This is a genomic window from Acidobacteriota bacterium, assembly GCA_026393755.1.
Taxonomy (GTDB): Bacteria; Acidobacteriota; Vicinamibacteria; order Vicinamibacterales; family JAKQTR01; genus JBAXOX01.
Window position 1 is genome coordinate 17,537 of record JAPKZO010000001.1, and the last position, 17,684, is coordinate 35,220.

15 protein-coding genes are annotated in these 17,684 nt (G+C 65.3%); 3 read left to right on the forward strand and 12 right to left on the reverse strand.

Annotated features, from left to right (window positions below; translation table 11 throughout):
* The first annotated feature begins 44 nt into the window (after nucleotides 1-44).
* The gene (gene alaS, locus NTV05_00100) at nucleotides 45-2,726 is read left to right on the forward strand and encodes an alanine--tRNA ligase (protein ID MCX6542802.1); all 2,682 of its coding nucleotides are present in this window, start codon (nucleotides 45-47) and stop codon (nucleotides 2,724-2,726) included.
* A 39-nt stretch (nucleotides 2,727-2,765) separates the two neighbouring features.
* On the forward strand, nucleotides 2,766-3,530 hold the full coding sequence (locus NTV05_00105) for a lytic transglycosylase domain-containing protein (protein MCX6542803.1): 765 nt from the start codon (nucleotides 2,766-2,768) through the stop codon (nucleotides 3,528-3,530).
* Between the two features lie 72 nt (nucleotides 3,531-3,602).
* On the opposite strand, the gene NTV05_00110 is transcribed toward NTV05_00105, so the two are convergent.
* Nucleotides 3,603-4,298, reverse strand: coding sequence for an HD domain-containing protein (locus NTV05_00110; protein MCX6542804.1), 696 nt, complete (start codon nucleotides 4,296-4,298; stop codon nucleotides 3,603-3,605).
* A 336-nt stretch (nucleotides 4,299-4,634) separates the two neighbouring features.
* Between NTV05_00110 and rpsT the strand changes: the two genes are divergently transcribed.
* The gene (gene rpsT, locus NTV05_00115) at nucleotides 4,635-4,913 is read left to right on the forward strand and encodes a 30S ribosomal protein S20 (GenBank protein MCX6542805.1); all 279 of its coding nucleotides are present in this window, start codon (nucleotides 4,635-4,637) and stop codon (nucleotides 4,911-4,913) included.
* Nucleotides 4,914-4,963: 50 nt separating this feature from the next.
* Here the strand turns inward: rpsT and NTV05_00120 are convergent, their stop codons facing one another.
* The 11 genes from NTV05_00120 to acpP all read right to left on the reverse strand — a co-directional run bounded on the left by NTV05_00120 (nucleotide 4,964) and on the right by acpP (nucleotide 17,605).
* Complete coding sequence (locus tag NTV05_00120; GenBank protein MCX6542806.1) at nucleotides 4,964-6,568, reverse strand: VWA domain-containing protein; 1,605 nt, start codon at nucleotides 6,566-6,568, stop codon at nucleotides 4,964-4,966.
* 79 nt (nucleotides 6,569-6,647) lie between these two features.
* On the reverse strand, nucleotides 6,648-7,688 hold the full coding sequence (gene holA / locus NTV05_00125) for a DNA polymerase III subunit delta (GenBank protein MCX6542807.1): 1,041 nt from the start codon (nucleotides 7,686-7,688) through the stop codon (nucleotides 6,648-6,650).
* Between the two features lie 6 nt (nucleotides 7,689-7,694).
* Entirely contained in the window at nucleotides 7,695-8,231 is a 537-nt protein-coding gene (gene lptE / locus NTV05_00130; GenBank protein ID MCX6542808.1) for an LPS assembly lipoprotein LptE, read from the reverse strand.
* 7 nt (nucleotides 8,232-8,238) lie between these two features.
* Nucleotides 8,239-10,797, reverse strand: a complete 2,559-nt coding sequence (gene leuS / locus NTV05_00135) for a leucine--tRNA ligase (GenBank protein ID MCX6542809.1) — start codon at nucleotides 10,795-10,797, stop codon at nucleotides 8,239-8,241.
* 10 nt (nucleotides 10,798-10,807) lie between these two features.
* A complete protein-coding gene (locus tag NTV05_00140) occupies nucleotides 10,808-11,848 on the reverse strand; it encodes a histone deacetylase (protein ID MCX6542810.1) in 1,041 nt (346 codons plus the stop codon).
* Nucleotides 11,848-12,531, reverse strand: coding sequence for a lysophospholipid acyltransferase family protein (locus NTV05_00145; GenBank protein ID MCX6542811.1), 684 nt, complete (start codon nucleotides 12,529-12,531; stop codon nucleotides 11,848-11,850). Before NTV05_00145 ends, NTV05_00140 begins: the two co-directional genes overlap by 1 nt.
* Nucleotides 12,528-14,363 (reverse strand): (Fe-S)-binding protein, encoded by a 1,836-nt coding sequence (locus NTV05_00150; protein MCX6542812.1) that lies wholly within the window; start codon nucleotides 14,361-14,363, stop codon nucleotides 12,528-12,530. The genes NTV05_00145 and NTV05_00150 overlap by 4 nt, the downstream gene beginning before the upstream one ends.
* Nucleotides 14,363-15,316 carry an electron transfer flavoprotein subunit alpha/FixB family protein gene (locus tag NTV05_00155; GenBank protein ID MCX6542813.1) on the reverse strand — a complete coding sequence of 318 codons (954 nt, stop codon included), beginning with the start codon at nucleotides 15,314-15,316 and terminating at the stop codon, nucleotides 14,363-14,365. Before NTV05_00155 ends, NTV05_00150 begins: the two co-directional genes overlap by 1 nt.
* Nucleotides 15,313-16,077, reverse strand: coding sequence for an electron transfer flavoprotein subunit beta/FixA family protein (locus tag NTV05_00160; GenBank protein MCX6542814.1), 765 nt, complete (start codon nucleotides 16,075-16,077; stop codon nucleotides 15,313-15,315). The genes NTV05_00155 and NTV05_00160 overlap by 4 nt, the downstream gene beginning before the upstream one ends.
* 19 nt (nucleotides 16,078-16,096) lie before the next feature.
* Nucleotides 16,097-17,338 (reverse strand): beta-ketoacyl-ACP synthase II, encoded by a 1,242-nt coding sequence (gene fabF / locus NTV05_00165; GenBank protein MCX6542815.1) that lies wholly within the window; start codon nucleotides 17,336-17,338, stop codon nucleotides 16,097-16,099.
* 24 nt (nucleotides 17,339-17,362) lie between these two features.
* Nucleotides 17,363-17,605: an acyl carrier protein gene (gene acpP / locus NTV05_00170; GenBank protein ID MCX6542816.1), complete on the reverse strand. Its 243-nt coding sequence runs from the start codon at nucleotides 17,603-17,605 to the stop codon at nucleotides 17,363-17,365.
* Between the last annotated feature and the right edge of the window lie 79 nt (nucleotides 17,606-17,684).

Here is a 17,684-nt window from a genome sequence, read left to right on the forward strand (position 1 = left end):
GATCCAGATCCCGTGATCCGGGATCCCCTTGATACAATGGGCGAATGACCTCGAACGAACTTCGGCGAAGTTATCTCGAGTTTTTCGAACAGCACGGTCATCGCATCATCCACAGTGCGCCCCTGGTGCCGGCCGATGATCCCACGCTGCTGTTCACCAACGCGGGGATGAACCAGTTCAAGGACGTATTTCTCGGGAAGGACCGCCGCGATTACCGCCGCGCGACCAGTTCGCAGAAGTGCATGCGCGTCAGCGGCAAGCACAATGATCTTGAGAACGTCGGACCGTCACTGAGGCACCATACTTTTTTCGAGATGCTCGGCAATTTCTCGTTTGGCGACTACTTCAAACAGGATGCCATCGCGCTCGCGTGGTCGCTGTTGACCGACGTATGGAAGCTGCCGGCCGATCGTCTCAACGCTACCGTCTTCGCCGGCGACCAGGCGGTTCCCCGAGACGACGAGGCCTACGGGTACTGGCGGCGGGTGCTGCCGGCCGGACGCATCTATGAACTGGGCGCCGCCGACAACTTCTGGGCCATGGGCGAGACGGGGCCGTGCGGCCGCTGCTCCGAGATCCATTACTACCGGGGCGATACGGTGCCGTGCACGGAACCCGTGTGCCGCGGGCTCGAGTGCTCGTGCGATCGGTTTGTCGAGGTCTGGAACAACGTCTTCATGGAGTTCGACCGCCAGCCGGACGGGTCCCTGCAACCCCTGCCCGCGCCCTCGATCGACACCGGCATGGGGCTCGAGCGCATCACGGCCATCATGCAGGGCGTCACGTCGAACTACGACACGGACTTGTTTTCGCCCCTCTTCGACGCGATCGGCGCGATGACCGACAGACGGCATGGCGGAACGATGGATCCGGCCGACGTGTCGATGCGGGTCATCGCCGATCATGTCCGGGCCACCGCATTCCTGGTTGCCGATGGGGTCGTGCCCTCGAACGAGTGGCGCGGTTACGTGCTGCGCAAGATCATGCGCCGCGCGATGCGCCACGGCAACAGGCTGGGTCTGACCGAGCCCTTCTTGTACCGCCTCGTCGAGGTTCTCGTGAGGAAGATGGGCGATGCCTATCCCGAACTGCGGTCCGGACAGGATTACGTCACGAAGATCGTTCACAGCGAGGAGGAACGCTTCGAATCCCTCCTGGTCACCGGTCTGCCGCGCCTCGAGGACCTGCTGGACCGATCGGCACCTGGCCCGGTGGCGGGTGACGAGGTGTTTCGCCTGTACGATTCGTACGGCCTGCCATACGACTTCATCGAAGACGTCGCGGCGCAGCGGAACCTCGCGCTCGACAAGCCGGGTTTCGATCACGCTATGGAGGCGCAGAAGACGCGGGCACGGGCCAGCAGCGGGTTCGGCGGCGCGGCCGCCGTCGCGACCTTCACGATCGGCGACCACACGCGCGCGGCCCTCGAGCAGACAGGCGACGCGTTCGAGGGCTACGACCAGACGAGACTGACGGGCGTTCCGATTGTCGCCGTCCTTGACGCGGAGGGGCGGGAAGCCGCGGCCCTCGGCGAGGGCGCCATCGGATACGTCGCGCTCGCGAAGACGCCGTTCTATCTCGAATCGGGTGGACAAGCCTCTGATGTGGGGCGTCTGGCGGCCAGTGACCAGTCGGCCGATGCCGTCGTTGCAGGCATGGCCCGCGGCGGCAGTCGCTGGCCGAGACTCCATCGCGTGCGCGTCACCCGAGGCTCGCTCAAGCCGGGTGATCTGGTCGACGCGCAGGTCGACGTCTCCCTGCGGGATGCGACGAGACGGAATCACACGGCCACACATCTGCTCCAGGCCGCTTTGAGACAGGTCCTCGGCGCTCACGTCAAGCAGGCCGGTTCGCTGGTGACGCCCGATCGGCTTCGCTTCGACTTCGTCCATTTCACCGGCCTCAGCCCCGACGAGCTCGCGCAGACCGAGCGCCTCGTCAACCAGCAGGTCTTCAGAAATACTCAGGTCGACACGCAGGTGCGCTCGACACAGGAGGCGATGGCCGCCGGCGCCACGGCGCTCTTTGGCGAGAAGTACGGCGACACGGTGCGCGTCGTTGCAGTACCGGGATTCAGCCTCGAGCTGTGCGGCGGTACTCACGTGAAGGCGACCGGCGACATCGGGCCGTTCATCGTGATCGCTGAGGGCGGCATCGCCGCGGGGGTCCGCCGAATCGAGGCGATTACGGGAGCCGAGGCTGTCGCGCATATGCAGGCCCAGCGCCGCACGATCGACAATATGCTCAGCCGTCTGAATGTCCCCTCCGATCAGGCCGTCGACGTGATCGAGCGGCTGCAAGGAGAAGTCAAGCGCCTCACCCGAGAGGTCAGCCAGCTCAAGATGAAGGCCGCGGTGGGTGGAGGGGCGGACGAGGCCGGCGACGTAGTCACGATCGGAACGGCCAAAGTGCTCACCCGTAAGGTGGTCGACCTGGACAAGAGCGCGCTGCGCGAGTTGGCCGATTCGCTCAAAACCAGGCTGGGTTCTGGTATCGTGGTCCTCGGCGCCGCAGGAGACGGGCGGGTTCAGGTGGTCGTGTCGGTGACCGCGGACTTGACGGCCAGGGTCCATGCGGGGAAACTGGTCAAGCTGGTAGCGCCAATCGTCGGCGGCGGGGGCGGCGGACGGCCGGATTTTGCAGAGGCCGGAGGCAAGAGCCCGGAGAAACTCGACGAATTGATGGCCACGGCCCGAACTACCATCGCGCACCTGCTGGAGGGCTAAAGTCGGGACGCGCTCGCGCCGATACGACAGTGGAAGACTATGACGCCATCCCGGTTGATCGCTGCGCTCGTGTTCGGAATCGTGACACTGGCCTTCGCCGGGCCGGGAGAGGCGCAGATCTACCTTTCGCACGACCCGAACGGAAACCTCGCGCTGAGTGACGCCCCGCCGCGGGGAGGGGGCGAGTACAAGACCTATGCGGTTCCAGGGGCCAGCAGGGCGATCACCGCGACTCGCCCGCCATCGGGTGAGTACGAGGGCCAATTCGACGACCTGATTCAGCGTCACTCGGCGGCAAACGGCGTCAGGACGGACTTGGTCCGGGCGGTCATCCAGGTGGAATCCGGCTACAACCCGCGGGCCCGCTCGCCGAAAGGCGCCATGGGCCTGATGCAGCTCATGCCGGGGACTGCCCTGGATTCCGGGGTGGCCAACGCCTACGACCCCGAAGACAACATTCGTGGGGGCGTTCGGTACCTGAGGACCCTGCTCGACCGCTACGGCAACGACGAGACACTCGCGCTGGCGGCGTACAACGCCGGCCCCGAGGCCGTTGAGAAGTACGGGAACGCCGTGCCCCCGTACCGGGAGACCCGGAACTACGTTGATCGCGTGCAGAACATCAGTCCGCTTTCCGCGGCCGCCGCCGCCGCACGGAACCAGGCGATGGCCGCCCCCAGGCCCCTTGGTGTTCGCACCCTTTACAAGACCGTCGTCCTCAACTCCGACGGACAACCCGTGGCGCGATACAGCGATTCCAAGCCGGCGTCGGGCGACTTCGAGATTTACAGCTACCGCCGCTAGCGAGAAAAGGGGTCGGACCTGTTTTCGCGGGAGCCATAGCGAAAATTGGTCCGACCCCTTTTCCGTTTTCGGTCAGCAGGCGCAGAGAGCGGCGGCTGACGTCGCGTGCCACGGCTGGGCGATCTGCTCGAGCGGCATGACGGCGTCTCCCTCAGCCTGTTGACGATCCCTTCCCGCGTGAGCCGATCCCAGGTTGAGAATCTGCGGCGGCAGGCCGAGCAGGCCGCTGACCACCCACGGACAGAACTGGCTCCCGGATCCACGCGCAATCAGCGTCCTGGCCGCATCAATACCCATGCAATTGCGGTAATCGCGTGAGCTGGTCAGCGCGTCGAACGAGTCCATGACGCTGACGATCCTGACGGTGAAGTGGATGTATTCCCTGCCGACGCCATCCGGATAGCCGGATCCGTCGTACCGCTCGTGGTGTGACAGCACGATACTGCACACGTCATCGTCGAATCCGCAGCGATGCGCGATCTCCATCCCCAACTCCGGGTGGATCTTCAAGTCGCGCCATTCGCGGGCGTTGGGACGGCGGGGCTTGTCGAGGATGCGCGACGGCACCAGCAACTTGCCCACGTCGTGCAGCAACGCACCCATCCTGATGGTCTCGATGGTCGCGGCATCGAACCCGTATTGGGACGCGAGTCGGACCGAGTAGGCAGCGACACGGCGGCTGTGCGCCACGACGTCTGGCCGCTTGTTCTCAAGCGCGAGCAGTACCGATTCGACTCGTCCCAGCTCTGTTTGCCGCATCTGCTTCATGCATCTGGCCCGTCGTGAAGCAGGCCGTTCGGTGTTCAACACGACCGCCGCTGCCTTCTCGTAGAGGCAAGGGTGATGCCATCAGGGCTCGCCGGGATCGCGACGGCACTGGTGTGCTCGTGGTGGCGCGCGGCTGCACAAGGACCAAAGGACCCTCTGGCCTCTCCCACCACCTGAAGCCACAGGAACCGGGGGGATCGACCGGCGGAAGTTGTCGCTCCCCGGAAGTTTTCGTCGCTGCCTCGGCCTCGCGCCAGCGGCCGCGAAATGCTATGATTGGAAGTTCATGGGCCGGCATGGGGCCAGCCCGTGGGGTATAGAGTTTCAGAGGATCCTGTGGCCAGTCATGCATCCGCGCTCAAGGCGCACCGTCAGAACGTCGTCCACCGTGAGCACAACCGGCAGTTCCGGTCCAAGCTCAGGAATGCCCTCAGAGCGATCCGCGCGTTGATCGACGAAGATGAGTTCCTGAAGGCCAAGGACGAGCTGAAGGCCACCGTGTCGCTGATTGACCGGATGGTCGCCAAGGGCGTGATCCACAAGAACGCGGGCGCCCGGTACAAGTCCAGACTCCAGACGAAGGTCGCTGCCGGAACCGCCGCCAAGAAGGCCTAGTCAACCTGCCTTCCATCGCCGGAGTCCCTGTCCGTGCGGAAGTGTAGGTGCTACCGCAGTACCGAGACGTTCTTGAACGCATGGTCCGAATCGTACTCGTAGATGATCACCGTCACGCGGGCCGGACGGCGCGTGACATTGACGGCGACCGTGCGTGGAATCTGCTCCTTCCCACTCGAATACGCGGGCGGATCAAGCGTTAGATCGAGACGTTCCCATCCCTCCCCGATCCGCCTGCCCTGGGCATCGTCCACGAATAGCGCCACATCAAGATTGGCGGTGAACTGGTCCCCCTCCCGTCTGAAGAACAACTTCGACGGATCAATCACCATGGCCACGTTGACCAGCGCCTCGCCTGTCTTGGCGGGCACGACCGACCCTGACAAGCTTCTGCAGGGACTCCATATGAAATGCGGCCCGACCTCTGATACTGGTGGCCACGGGCGACTTTCCTCCTCGCGGATGCGGCTCTCGGTCAGGACAGGGCGAACATCGAGCGGCGTGTCGAGCGGCTTGTCACCCATCGGCTGCGCCTCGTAGCCGTGACGGTACAGGACGGTCATACCCCGCCGCTTGACGGTAACTCGGAGTCGTCGATATTGTCCGTCGGGGGGAGGGGCGGTCGGGTAGTAGCCGAGCAGGTACTGAAAACTCGTCGCGTGCGCGAGCCGAGTGAGCGCTGTGGCTGCGGGCTCGTAGAATGACACGCTGCCGCCGGTCTGCTCGGCCAGGCCTCTGATGGCGCTTACTCCAAGCCGGCTGAGCGACGCGTCGAACGAATCAGTTGCGGTGAATGGCCGTCCCTGCACTCGTCCGCGCGGTGTTTCCTGCGTAATCAGAGAAACGGTCACACGCGCAGCCGCTGCCCTATGGGCAAGCCACTCAGGGCGCGCGGGAAGTCGGGACCCGTCTTCCGACAGAAACACGAGGTGCTTCTCGCCTTCGACATGTCGCAAGTACTCGACCGCACCTCCTAGGTAAAAGGAATTCATGTAACGAAGTCCCCAGCCTCCCGCGCCGTCAGGCAAGACGTGTACGGCCGGCAACCCAGGCGCGTCGAACAGCGTCCGGATGGCCAGTCGAGTGTCCTCCTCTAACGCATAGTTCGGGGCGGCGACGCGGACGCTCAAGTCCCGATCGAGTGCCTTCTCGATCTGCTCGTTGCGCGCCAGATACCGCTCGAGCAGCCGGACGACCGCGTCGTGATCCGTCGTCAAGTCGGTTGCGTGGTGATACGCCACGAGGCCGACACGGTCGTCGGGTCGCAGGCGGGAACGCACGAAGTCGATGACGGCCTCGATGATCTGGCCCGGTCTGTTCATACGGCCGGCGCCAAACACCAGGGCAAACGTTCTGGGCGGCGTCTTCGCGAAGGCCTGTGCCAGATGGGACTGAGTGGAAAAGTGCGCGATCGATTGTCTGACGCCGTCTTCGAAGACCGTGAAATCCGCGGCTGTGAGGTCGGTGACCGGGCGGCCATCCGCGTCGACGGCCCGGACGTCCACCGGTACCAGGACCACGCCGGCACGAAACGCCGGGGGTGGCTGGGTCTGCTGCCCCGCCACCACGATCGCCGCCAGGAACGCGAGCAGCGTCAGCGAAACCCTGGCAACGATACGACGACGGGCCGGCGTCAGCATACGAGAATGCCTCACATCCTCTCGATCTGACTACGATGGCTATTGCTTCTCACCTTCGGTTGCGTCCCCGGGGGCTCGGGGCTGTGAGGAGAGTCTAGCTTCTTCGGCGGTCGCCTTCTCCACATAACTCGACGACGAGACGCTCCAGCAGGACGCGCGGGTCCTGGCGCGTGGTCTTGAGCGCCAGATCGGTTCGGAACAGGGCATCGACGCCACGTCCGACGCGGGCCGACGCGAGCTTGGTCCGCGTGAACCAGCCCAGTTGCCCGAGGATCATCACCGGAATCTCGCCCTGATCGAACTTGAGCGCCAGTTCGCGTAGCGCGCCTCTGGCATCACCGCTGCCGATCGCGTTGGTCATCGCCCAGGGATCCTGCGTCGTCGGCGCGCTCGCCACCTCCTGCACCGCGGCCTCGGTCATCAGGCCGTCACCAGACGCAAACAGCAGCGCTCGCTCGAACTCGGCCCGCAGGCGCGTGATGTCGCCCCCGGACAGTCTTGCCAGCAGCATCACGGCCCCGGGCTCGATCCGAATACCCTCTTTGGCGGCTTCTGCCTTGACCCACGCCGCGGCATCGCCGGCGTCCGACAGCGGATCGCAGTCGACCACCGTCGCGTGCTTCTCAATCAACACCACTGGCTTGAGATTGCGCTTCAGCTCGGGCCCCGCCACGAAGACGAGGGCGGTTTCTGGCGAGGGCGAGAGCAGATACTGCTCGAGCGCTTCCAGTTCGGCCTCGCCGGCGGCCTTCGGCAGGCCCTTCTTGCCGCGTTTGCCAGACCTATCCGCCCCGTCGCCGGGCACGTCATCGTCTGTCTGTTTGAAGATGGGCATGAGCCGCTCGGCGTGAGCGACGACGACGATCCGCCTCGGTGCCATCAGCGGAAGCGTTCTCACCAGTTGCATCAGGTTCCAGAACTGTCTGCGCGCCTCGTCACGCTGCTCGGCCGGATACACCTTGTCGAAATTGAACGCCCGGAGGTCTTCCTCGACCGTCTCTGCCAGTCGCGCCACCAGGCGTGTCTTGACCTCGTCGTCGGGCCCAATCAACAGGTACACCGGCTGCACGCGTCCCGAAGCGAGCTGCTGCTCGAGCGCCGCGGGCGAAAGACTTGGTGGGGTCTTCTCTGCCATCTGGGTCTAGAACGCTTCCAGGATGGAACTGATGACGGTTCGCGCGAAATCCGTCGCGACTCGCTGCAGCGCATTCGAACTCTGCCCAAAAAAGGCCGCGGCGTCTCCAGCCTGCTGGTCTGCCGGCAGATCGTATTCCTCGCGAAACACCATGCTGGGATTCTCCCAGAGGTTCTTGTTCGTCTTGAGGTCCACCAGTTCAATCGACGTCGTGATCGTGATGACGAACCGGGTGGCCTGCTGCTGCTGGTTGAAGTTGGCCGGCGTAATCGTCATGCTCGCGATCGAACCCCGGAGCAGCGCGTCGACGCCCGTCCGCTGCGGCAGCACCTGGTACTTCCCCCGCCCGATCAACTCGGATCGGATCTTGTCGGTAAACAGCTGCTCGACTTCGAAGTACGGCGTCGCGTTGGTGAACTCCGGAATCCCGACTGTCTTGATGTAGGCCGGCAGGAACGAGCCCCGGCCCGCGAGCGTGTAGCCGCACGCGGCCGTGTGCGCCGCCAGGACGGTGATGATGACGATCTTGAGGAACGTGCGCACGTGTCTCCTACTGCACAACGATGCTGACCAGTTTGCCCTTGGCAACGATCACTTTCCTGACCGTCTTGCCGTGAACGTGCGCGGCGACCGCCGGGTCTGCCAGCGCGGCGGCCCGGATGTCCTCTTCAGCGCTGTCGGCTGGGACCGTGATCCTCCCTCGCAGCTTCCCATTGACCTGCACGGGAATCACGACCTCGTCCGCCTTCGCCACGTCGGGATCAAACGTCGGCCACGACGCACGGATGATCCCGTCCTCGTGGCCCAACTGTTCCCACAGCTCCTCGGCCATGTGAGGCGTGAAGGGCGACAGCATCAGCACCAGCGCCGTGATGGCCTCAGACAGGACCGCGAGCGTCTGGGGTCTCTCGGACTCGGCCTTCACGTCTTCGTCGGCTCTCCTGCCCGGCCGTCCGGCGTGCGTGTGCTGTTCGGTGAACAGGTAGAGCTCGTTGACCAGTTCCATCAGCGCCGACACGGCGGTGTTGAGGTGGACGCGGGGATCCAGATCGAGCGTGACCCGCCGAATCGTCTCGTGTGTCTTGCGCCTCAGCACCCGCTCGGCGTCGGTCAATTCGCTCGCGACGATCGGCACGGCCCCTGACGCCATCGGCTCGCGCCACGCCTGCACAACCCGCCAGACCCGCATCAGAAACCGGAACGCACCATCAAGTCCGGCGTCGCTCCACTCCACTTCCTTCTCGGGCGGCGCCACGAACATCACATAGAGCCGCAGCGCATCGGCGCCGTATTTGGTGATCATGTCGTCGGGGTCAACTACGTTGCCCTTCGACTTCGACATCACGGCGCCGTCCTTCAGCACCATCCCCTGGGTCAGCAGGCGAGAGAACGGCTCGTCGTGAGTGACCATCCCGAGTTCGCGGAACACCCGCGCGAAGAAGCGCGAGTAGATCAGATGCAGGATCGCGTGCTCGACGCCTCCACTGTAGAAATCGACCGGCCCCCAGTACTTGACCTTTGCCGGGTCGAACGGCAACTGATCGTTGGTCGAATCGCAGAAGCGATAGAAGTACCACGACGAATCCACGAACGTGTCCATCGTATCGGTCTCGCGCCGCGCGGGCGCCCCGCACGTCGGACACGGCGTATTGACGAACTCGGGCACGCTCGCAAGCGGCGAGCTGCCGCGCCCGGTGAATTCGGCGATCTTCGGCAACACCACCGGGAGCGCGGAGTCCGGCACGGGCACCATGCCGCATCGCTCGCAGTAGATGATGGGAATGGGCGTGCCCCAGTACCGCTGTCGCGAGATCCCCCAGTCCTTCAGCCTGAACTGCACGGTCCGCCGGCCGATCGCCCGGCGCTCGGCCTTGCCGGTCATGACGTCGATCGCATCGGTTGACCACAGCCCGTCATACTCGCCGGACGCCATCACACGCCCAGGGCCCTCGTACGCGGCGGTCATCGTTTCCGACTTGAGCGCCGCCGCGCCATCGCCTTCAGGCTGGATGACGACGCGGATGGGCAGCTGGTACTTCGTGGCGAACTCGAAGTCGCGCTGGTCGTGCGCGGGAACAGCCATCACGGCGCCCGTGCCGTACTCCCCCAGCACGAAATTGGCGACCCAGACAGGCACGTGCTCGCCGGTGAACGGGTTGATCGCGAACCGCCCGGTGCTGAAACCCTCCTTCTCGACCTCGCCCGTCAGGCGGGCGCTCCGGTCCTGCCGTCGAAACCGGTTGTTCGCCTCACGGAAGGCCGCCGGATCGGGAGACTCGGCCGCCATGCGCTCGACCAGTTCGTGTTCGGGGGCCAGCAGCACGAACGTCGCGCCGAAGATCGTGTCGATCCGCGTCGTAAAGACCTCGATGTCCACCGAACCGCCGGATCCGAATTGAGGCACCAGCGGAAACCGCACGCGCGTGCCCACGGATCGTCCGATCCAGTTCCGCTGCATCGTCAGGACCTTTTCCGGCCAGCCGGTCAACCCGTCGATCGCCTGCAGCAGCTCATCGGCAAAATGCGTGATTCGCAGCACCCACTGATCGAGATCACGGCTTCCCACCAGCGTCCCGCAGCGCCAGCACCCGCCGTCCACCACCTGCTCGTTGGCGAGCACGGTCTGGCACGACGGACACCAGTTGACTGACGAGCGCTTGCGGTACGCCAGATCGCGCTCGAACATGCGGAGAAACAGCCACTGGTTCCACTTGTAGTACTCGGGCAAGCACGTGGCCAGTTCACGCTCCCACGCGTAGCTGATGCCGAGGCGCTGCAACTGCCCTTTCATGTGGGCGATGTTGGCCAGCGTGGATGTCTCGGGATGGATGCCGCTCTTGATGGCCGCGTTCTCTGCGGGCATCCCGAAAGCGTCCCACCCGAACGGATGCAGCACGTTGAAGCCGCGCATCCGCTTGGTGCGCGCCATCACGTCGCCAATCATGTAGTTGCGGACGTGACCCACGTGGGCGTGCCCTGACGGGTACGCGAACATCTCAAGGCAGTAGAACTTCGGCCTGGATGGATCCTCGGAGACTTCGAACGCCCGGGAATCGGCCCAGCGCTGCTGCCACTTCTTCTCGATGACCAGCGGTTGATACTCACTCATGCTTCACGAATTATAGTCCACGCCAGTATCGGCACTGCGCCGTGCGCACCCGTTCGACGGCCGCGTCACCGCGAACCGAACGCGCGGCGTCGGCCCGGGCCGTGCCGTCGGCTGGCCGATCGGCGTCCCCGCTGAGTACGCGAAGCGACGCGTCCAGCGACGCCGCCAGCGCGGGGAGATGATACCCGCCCTCGGTCACCATCACGAGCCGGCCCAGGGACGACTGGTCCGCGATGGCAACGAGATGACGCATCAGGCGTGCGTAGCCCGCGTCCGTCATGCGCATGCCCCCGAGCGGGTCCAGTTCATGCGCGTCATAGCCGGCCGAGACCAGCATCAGGCCGGGATTGAACCGCGTCACGATCGGCACGACGACCCGGCGCATGACGCTGTCGTAATCCTCGTCGGTGGCACCGGCGTCCATCGGGACGTTCACCGTGTAGCCCGTGCCGTCACCGGCGCCAACCTCGGACTCGTGTCCCGAACCCGGGTAATACGGCCACTGGTGGATGGAGACGAACAAGACCCGCGGGTCCGCGAGGAACGCGCGCTGGGTTCCGTTGCCGTGATGCACGTCGAAATCGACGATCGCGACTCGATCGACGCCGCGTGCGAGCGCCTCGGCTGCGGCAATCGCCACGTTGTTCAGCAGGCAGAATCCCATCGCGCGAGACGGCTCAGCGTGGTGACCAGGTGGACGAACCAGGGCAGCCGCTCGGGTGACTGTTCCGTCGAGCACGGTGTCGACGGCCTTGAGCGCGGCGCCGGCGGCCACGGTGGCGACTTCCCACGATTCGGGGGAAGTAAAGGTGTCAGGATCCAGCATCACCGCCTGCCCTGCCGTCGCCTCGAGCTGGTCGAGGTACGCCGGGAGGTGGACCCTTTCCAGCTGTTCACGCGTCGCCCCGTCCGGCTCGATCACCTGCGCACCCCGGTTGCGCCACTGTTCTGCCACGACCGACATGACGTCGTGGCGCTCGGGTCGCTCCGGGTGTCCCGGCGGCGGCTGATGGAGCGCGCAGCGATCAGACGTGACGATCGCGATCGGCATCACGGCTCCTTCCCGGCCAGGGCTCTCGCCCGGTCGCGCAACGCCGTCAGCCGGGTCTCGAGTTGTTGCCGGTGAAGTTCGATTCCGGCCTCGTCGAGTTCCCTGGGCACGTCGAGCGGTTCGCCGACGACGAAGGCGACGCGGCTGAACGGCTTGGGAATCTGTGCCTGGTCCCAGCTGCGGAGCGTCCAGAAACGTTCGGCTTCGATGTGGAACGGGACGACCGGGCAGCCGCTCGCCATCGCGAGCCACACGGCGCCGGCCTTGGCGATCCCGGCCGGTCCCCGCGGTCCATCAATGGTGAAGGCGGTTGGATGGCCAGCCCTCATTTCGCGGACCATCTGCCGCAGCGCGCCGGCCGCGTTGCGCGAACTCGACCCGCGCACGACACCGAATCCGAAGCGCTGGATGATGCGCGCAATCCACTCGCCATCGAAGTTCTGGCTGGTGATGACGACAATGCCCCGCCGTTTCAGAAAGACCGTCCCGGGCAGGATTCGGCCGTGCCACAGACATAGAATGGGCTGGCGGCCGGAAGAGACCACCGCATCGAGGTGTTCGAGTCCACTCACCCGCCAGCGGAACGTCCTGCCGAGCATCGCGATAAGGGGATATCCGACGGCGGCGATCGCCGCGACCTGGGCGCGCTTGAGACGGGAGCCCTGCCAGGAAGGTTCGTTCACTGGACGGTCTTCAGTTTTCCTTCGACAAACGTCATCAGGTCGACAAGTTCGACGGCCGATCCGGCCGATCCGGCCGATGCCTGGGCGCCCTTCAGCATGATCGAGCAGAAGGGACACGCCGTGACGATGGTCGACGCGCCAGTGGCCTGCAGTTGCTCAAACCGTTCCTGGCTGATGCGCGTGCCGGCCTCGTGCTCTTCAAAAAGGAGCCCGCCTCCGGCCCCGCAGCAGAATGGATTCGTGCCGTGGCGTGCCGGCTCGGAGATGGCCGCCCCGAACCGCTGCAGCAGGGTGCGCGGCTCCTCGGTATGCCGGCTGTAGCGCCCCAGATAACAGGGATCGTGAAACGTCACCCGGGTGGTCACCGGCACGGCAATGTCCCTGGTGAGTGCGGCGACGAGCACGGACGAGTGGACGACCTCAACGGCAAACCCGAAGTCCTGGTAGTCGACACCGATCGTGCGCAGGCAGTGTGGACACGATGTGAGGATCTTCCTGACGCCCGCCTTACGGAAGTCCTCGATGTTGGCGCGCGCGAGCTCCTGGAACTGATACTCGTTGCCGGTCCGTTTCGCGACGTCGCCCGTGCACCGCTCTTTCGCGAGTACGCCGAAGGTCACTCCTCGCGACCGGAGAATCTCGAACAGGGATCGCAGGCTCTTCTGGAAGTCCGCCTCGTACGAGCCCGCGCACCCGAGCCACATCAGGTACTCATGTTTCGCCGAATCGAAGATCTCGAGCCCGGCAGCCTGCACAAACTTCTGGCGCTGGTCGGCGCCGAGGCCCCAGATGTTGCCGCGCCGCTCGATGTGGTTGTAGACCGCACCGAGCGCATCGGGCGCCTCGCCATTCGACACGAGGCCCCGGCGGGCGCCGATGACCAGCGGCAGATGCTCCACGCCCACGGGGCACTGATTCTCGCACGCCCCGCACGTCGTGCACTGCCACAGCACCGTGGCGTCGACGATGTCGGCCAGTTTCGCCTCCATCTTGCCCGCCAGCAGCGCGTCCTCCTGCTGCAGAATCAACGTCTTCGGGTTCAAGAGCTTTCCGGTGGCGTGGGCCGGGCAGTTCACCTGACATCGGCCGCATTCCACGCACGTGAACGCGTCAAGCACCTGTTTGCGTTCGACGTCCTTCAGCGTCTCGAGACCGACCTGCTCCCGCTCGAAGTCGAGATTCGGCACGGTCCCGAGGGTGCTCGATCGGAGATACACCGTGGCGGGCGACACGAGCAGATGAAAGTGTTTCGACCCGGGAATCACCACCATGAAGCCGAGAATCACCAGTTCGTGCACCCACCAGTTGACGTGCGCGGGAACGCCCTCGGTCAGCGTGAAGTCGAGCAGGAACGTCACCATCAGCGTGATGATGAAGCCGCCGATCAGCACGGATTCCTTCGAGATCGACGTTCCGAGCGCCGGAGGCCGCGCGAACACGCGCCGGAGGATCAGGCCCGTGATGCCGACCAGGACGGCCAGGGCAAACGGCACCAGCAGCAGGGCGTAGGTCGCGAACCACTCGGTCGCGGTCAGATCCGCGACGCCGAGCCCGCGCAGGAATTCGACGGAGGTGAACAGCGCGAACGCGCAGAAGCCCCAGAACACGCCCAGGTGGGCCAACCCCACCAGCGGCCGCTCGGCGATGGTTCGCGATTGGAAGATGACTTCACGAACGATGCGCCAGATCCGGACTCCAGACTCGCCGTCAGGAACGCGGATGTTGTCGGGCGCCCGAAGAAACAGCCGCAGACGCGTCGCGATCTGGGCCGCAAAGGCCGCCGCAAACGCGAGGACGACGAAGCGGAAGATCCAAATCTCCGCTGGGTGCACTAGCCCTGCAACTCCTTGAGCATGGCGGGCACGACGTCGAACAGGTCTCCCACAATGCCGTAGTCCGCGACTTCGAAGATGGGCGCCTCGGGATCCTTGTTGATCGCGACGATCGTGCGGGCGCCCTTCATGCCGACCAGATGCTGGATCGCGCCGGAGATGCCAAGCGCGAGATAGAGCTTGGGCGCCACGGTCTGACCCGAACTGCCCACCTGTCGATCCATCGGCAGCCAGCCCGCGTCGCAGATCGGCCGCGAGGCCCCGAGTTCGGCGCCCATCGCGGCCGCCAGTTGCCGGGCCAGCTCGATCTTGTCCTGCTCCTTGATGCCGCGCCCGACCGACACGATGCGCTCCGCCTGCGACAGATCGACGGCTTGCCTGGCCTCTCGGAACGGGGCCTCCGGCTTCTGCCGAATGGCGGCCGAGTCGATCGTGACGGTCACAGTGCGGACGGGCGCCGGTGTGTCGCCATTGACGAGGCTGTCGGCGCGAACCGCGCCAATCTGGAACGAGACCAGCGCAGGGCCACTGGTCGCCACATCGGCCAGCAGACGTCCCTGGAACATCGGCCGCGCCGCAATCAGCGCGCCGTCCTGCCATCGCACCGCGACACAATCAGTCACGAGCGCCACTCCCAGCTTCACGGCCAGCGCCGGTGCGAAGTCGCGCGTCAGGTACGTGTGGGGCAGAAACACATGGTCGGGCTTCTCGTTCTCGATCACCTGCGCGAGGGCCGCCACGTAGCCGTCGAGCGTGTAGGCCTCGAGGGCCGCGGCCTGCACGCACAGGACTTCGGCCACCTGGGCGGCGGCCAGCACCACTGCCGCCGCCGACACGTCCGCGCCTGGCACAGCGACCTTCACCGGGCTGCCAGTCTGCTGGGCCGCCGCGATGGTCTCCAGGCTGATGCGATTGAGCGTTCCACCCTGCTGTTCCGCGATAACGAGGATCATGTAATCACCCGAGCTTCGTCGCGAAGCCGTCGGACAAGTTCCTTGGCCGCCTCGGCGGCTGAGCCGCCGATCATCTCCGTGTGCTTCTTCTTTTCCGGCACATACAGGCTGACGATCCGCTGTCGGGAGGCGACAGGCCCGGCCGGGGACACTTTGCGGATCTCCTTCTTCTTGGCGGCCATGATGCCCTTGAGCGTGGCGTACCGCAGCTGGTTGATCCCGCTCTGGATGGTCAGGACCGCCGGCAGCGGCAGCGTCACGAACTGGAACCACCCGCCCTCGAGCTCCCGCTTGACGCGGACTGCGCCCGGCTGGACGTCGACCTCCATGATGATCGTCGCCGACGCGATGCCCAGCGTCGCGGCCAGCACGACTCCGGTCTGGGCAAAGCCCTGATCGTCGGACTGCAGTCCGGTAAGCACGAGATCGAACTGCTCGTCCCGCATCGCCGAGGCGAGCGCCTCTGCGACCGCGAACGCATCACCTCGAGCCAGATCGTCGTCTTCGACATGAATCGCCCGGTCCGCCCCCCGCGCGAGCGCTTCCCGAAGAGCCTGCGCCACCCTGGGCGGCCCCGCCGAGCACACCACCACTTCGCCGCCGTGCTTCTCTTTGAGCCGCAGGCTTTCTTCGAGGGCGTAGGCATCAGCCTCGTTCAGCTCGAACGAGGCGTCCTGATCCCGCACCCACGTTCGTTCGTCGTTGACGCGCGGCTGCCAGTCGCGCGCCGGAACCTGCTTGATGCAGACCGCGATCTTCATGGGGAGGTGACCTCGGATCTCAGCCGTCAAAGCGGCGCATTAGGATGGCGGCATTGGTCCCGCCAAACCCGAACGAATTCGACAACGCGTACGTGAGGGGGGCGGTGCGGGCCTTCCAGGGGATGTAGTCGAGATCGCACTCGGGATCGGGCGTGTCCTGGTTGATCGTCGGCGGCATCGTCTGGTGACGAATGGCGAGGGCGATGATGGCGGCTTCGAGGCCGCCGGAGGCGCCGAGCAGATGGCCGGTCATCGACTTGGTGGACGACACGGCCACGCGGCGGGCGTGCTCACCAAAGAGCGTCTTGATGGCGAGCGTCTCCAGCCGGTCGTTGAAGGGGGTCGACGTCCCATGCGCGTTGATGTAGTTCACCTGCGCGGGAGTCGCGCCGGCCGAGCTGATCGCCATGCTCATGGCGCGAATGGCGCCATCGCCGTCGTCCGATGGCGCGGTGATGTGAAACGCATCGGCGGTCATGCCGTAACCGACGACCTCCGCGTAGATGCTTGCGCCGCGGCGACGGGCCTGCTCGAGTTCCTCGAGCACCAGCACGCCGGCGCCCTCGCCCATGACAAAGCCGTCGCGGTCCTTGTCGAACGGGCGGCTGGCCCGCTCCGGCTCGCCGTTGCGCGTCGAGAGCGCCCGCATGGCGGCAAATCCACCGACCGCCAGGGGCGTAATCGCCGCCTCTGAGCCGCCGACGATCATCGCGTCGGCCGCACCGCGCTTGATGATCTCGTAGGCATCGCCCACCGCGTGCGCGGACGCCGAGCACGCCGTGCACGTGGCCAGGTTCGGGCCCTTGGCGCCCAGGCGAATCGAGACCTGGCCGGACGCCAGGTTGATGATGGACGCCGGAATGAAGAACGGCGAGATCTTCCGCGGGCCGCCTTCGAGCAGCGCCTTGTGCTCGCGCTCGATGGTGCCGAATCCGCCGATGCCCGAGGCAATGAACACGCCGATGCGAGTCGCATTGTCCGGCCCGATGACGAGTCCCGCATCGGTCACCGCGAATCGGGAGGCGGCAATCGCGTAGTGGATGAAGACGTCCATCTTCTTGACGTCCTTCTTCTCCACGAACTGCAGCGGGTCGAAATCCTTGACTTCGTGCGCGATCTGCGCGGCGAACGCCGAGGGGTCGAACTTCGTAATGCGGCCCGCGCCACTGCGGCCCGCGCAGAGACCCGCCCATGTCACGTCGGTGCCGACGCCAAGCGGCGACACCAACCCGACGCCCGTCACAACAACGCGCCTGTTCACCTGAGCCTCCGTCGGGACGCCCAACTACTTCTTTTTCGAGTGGGCTTCGATGTAATCGATGGCTTCCTTCACGCGGGTGATCTTCTCGGCGTCCTCATCCGGGATCTCGATCCCGAACTCCTCTTCGAACGCCATCACCAGCTCGACCGTGTCGAGCGAGTCCGCGCCGAGATCGTCCACGAACGACGCGTCCTGCGTCACTTCTTCTTCGTCGACGCCCAGCTGGTCCACAATGATCTTCTTGACCTTGTCAGCAACCGCAGACATGCATCCTCCTACGTATACATCCCGCCGTTGACGGCAAGGACCTGCCCCGTGATGTACGAAGCCTCGTTCGAGGCCAGGA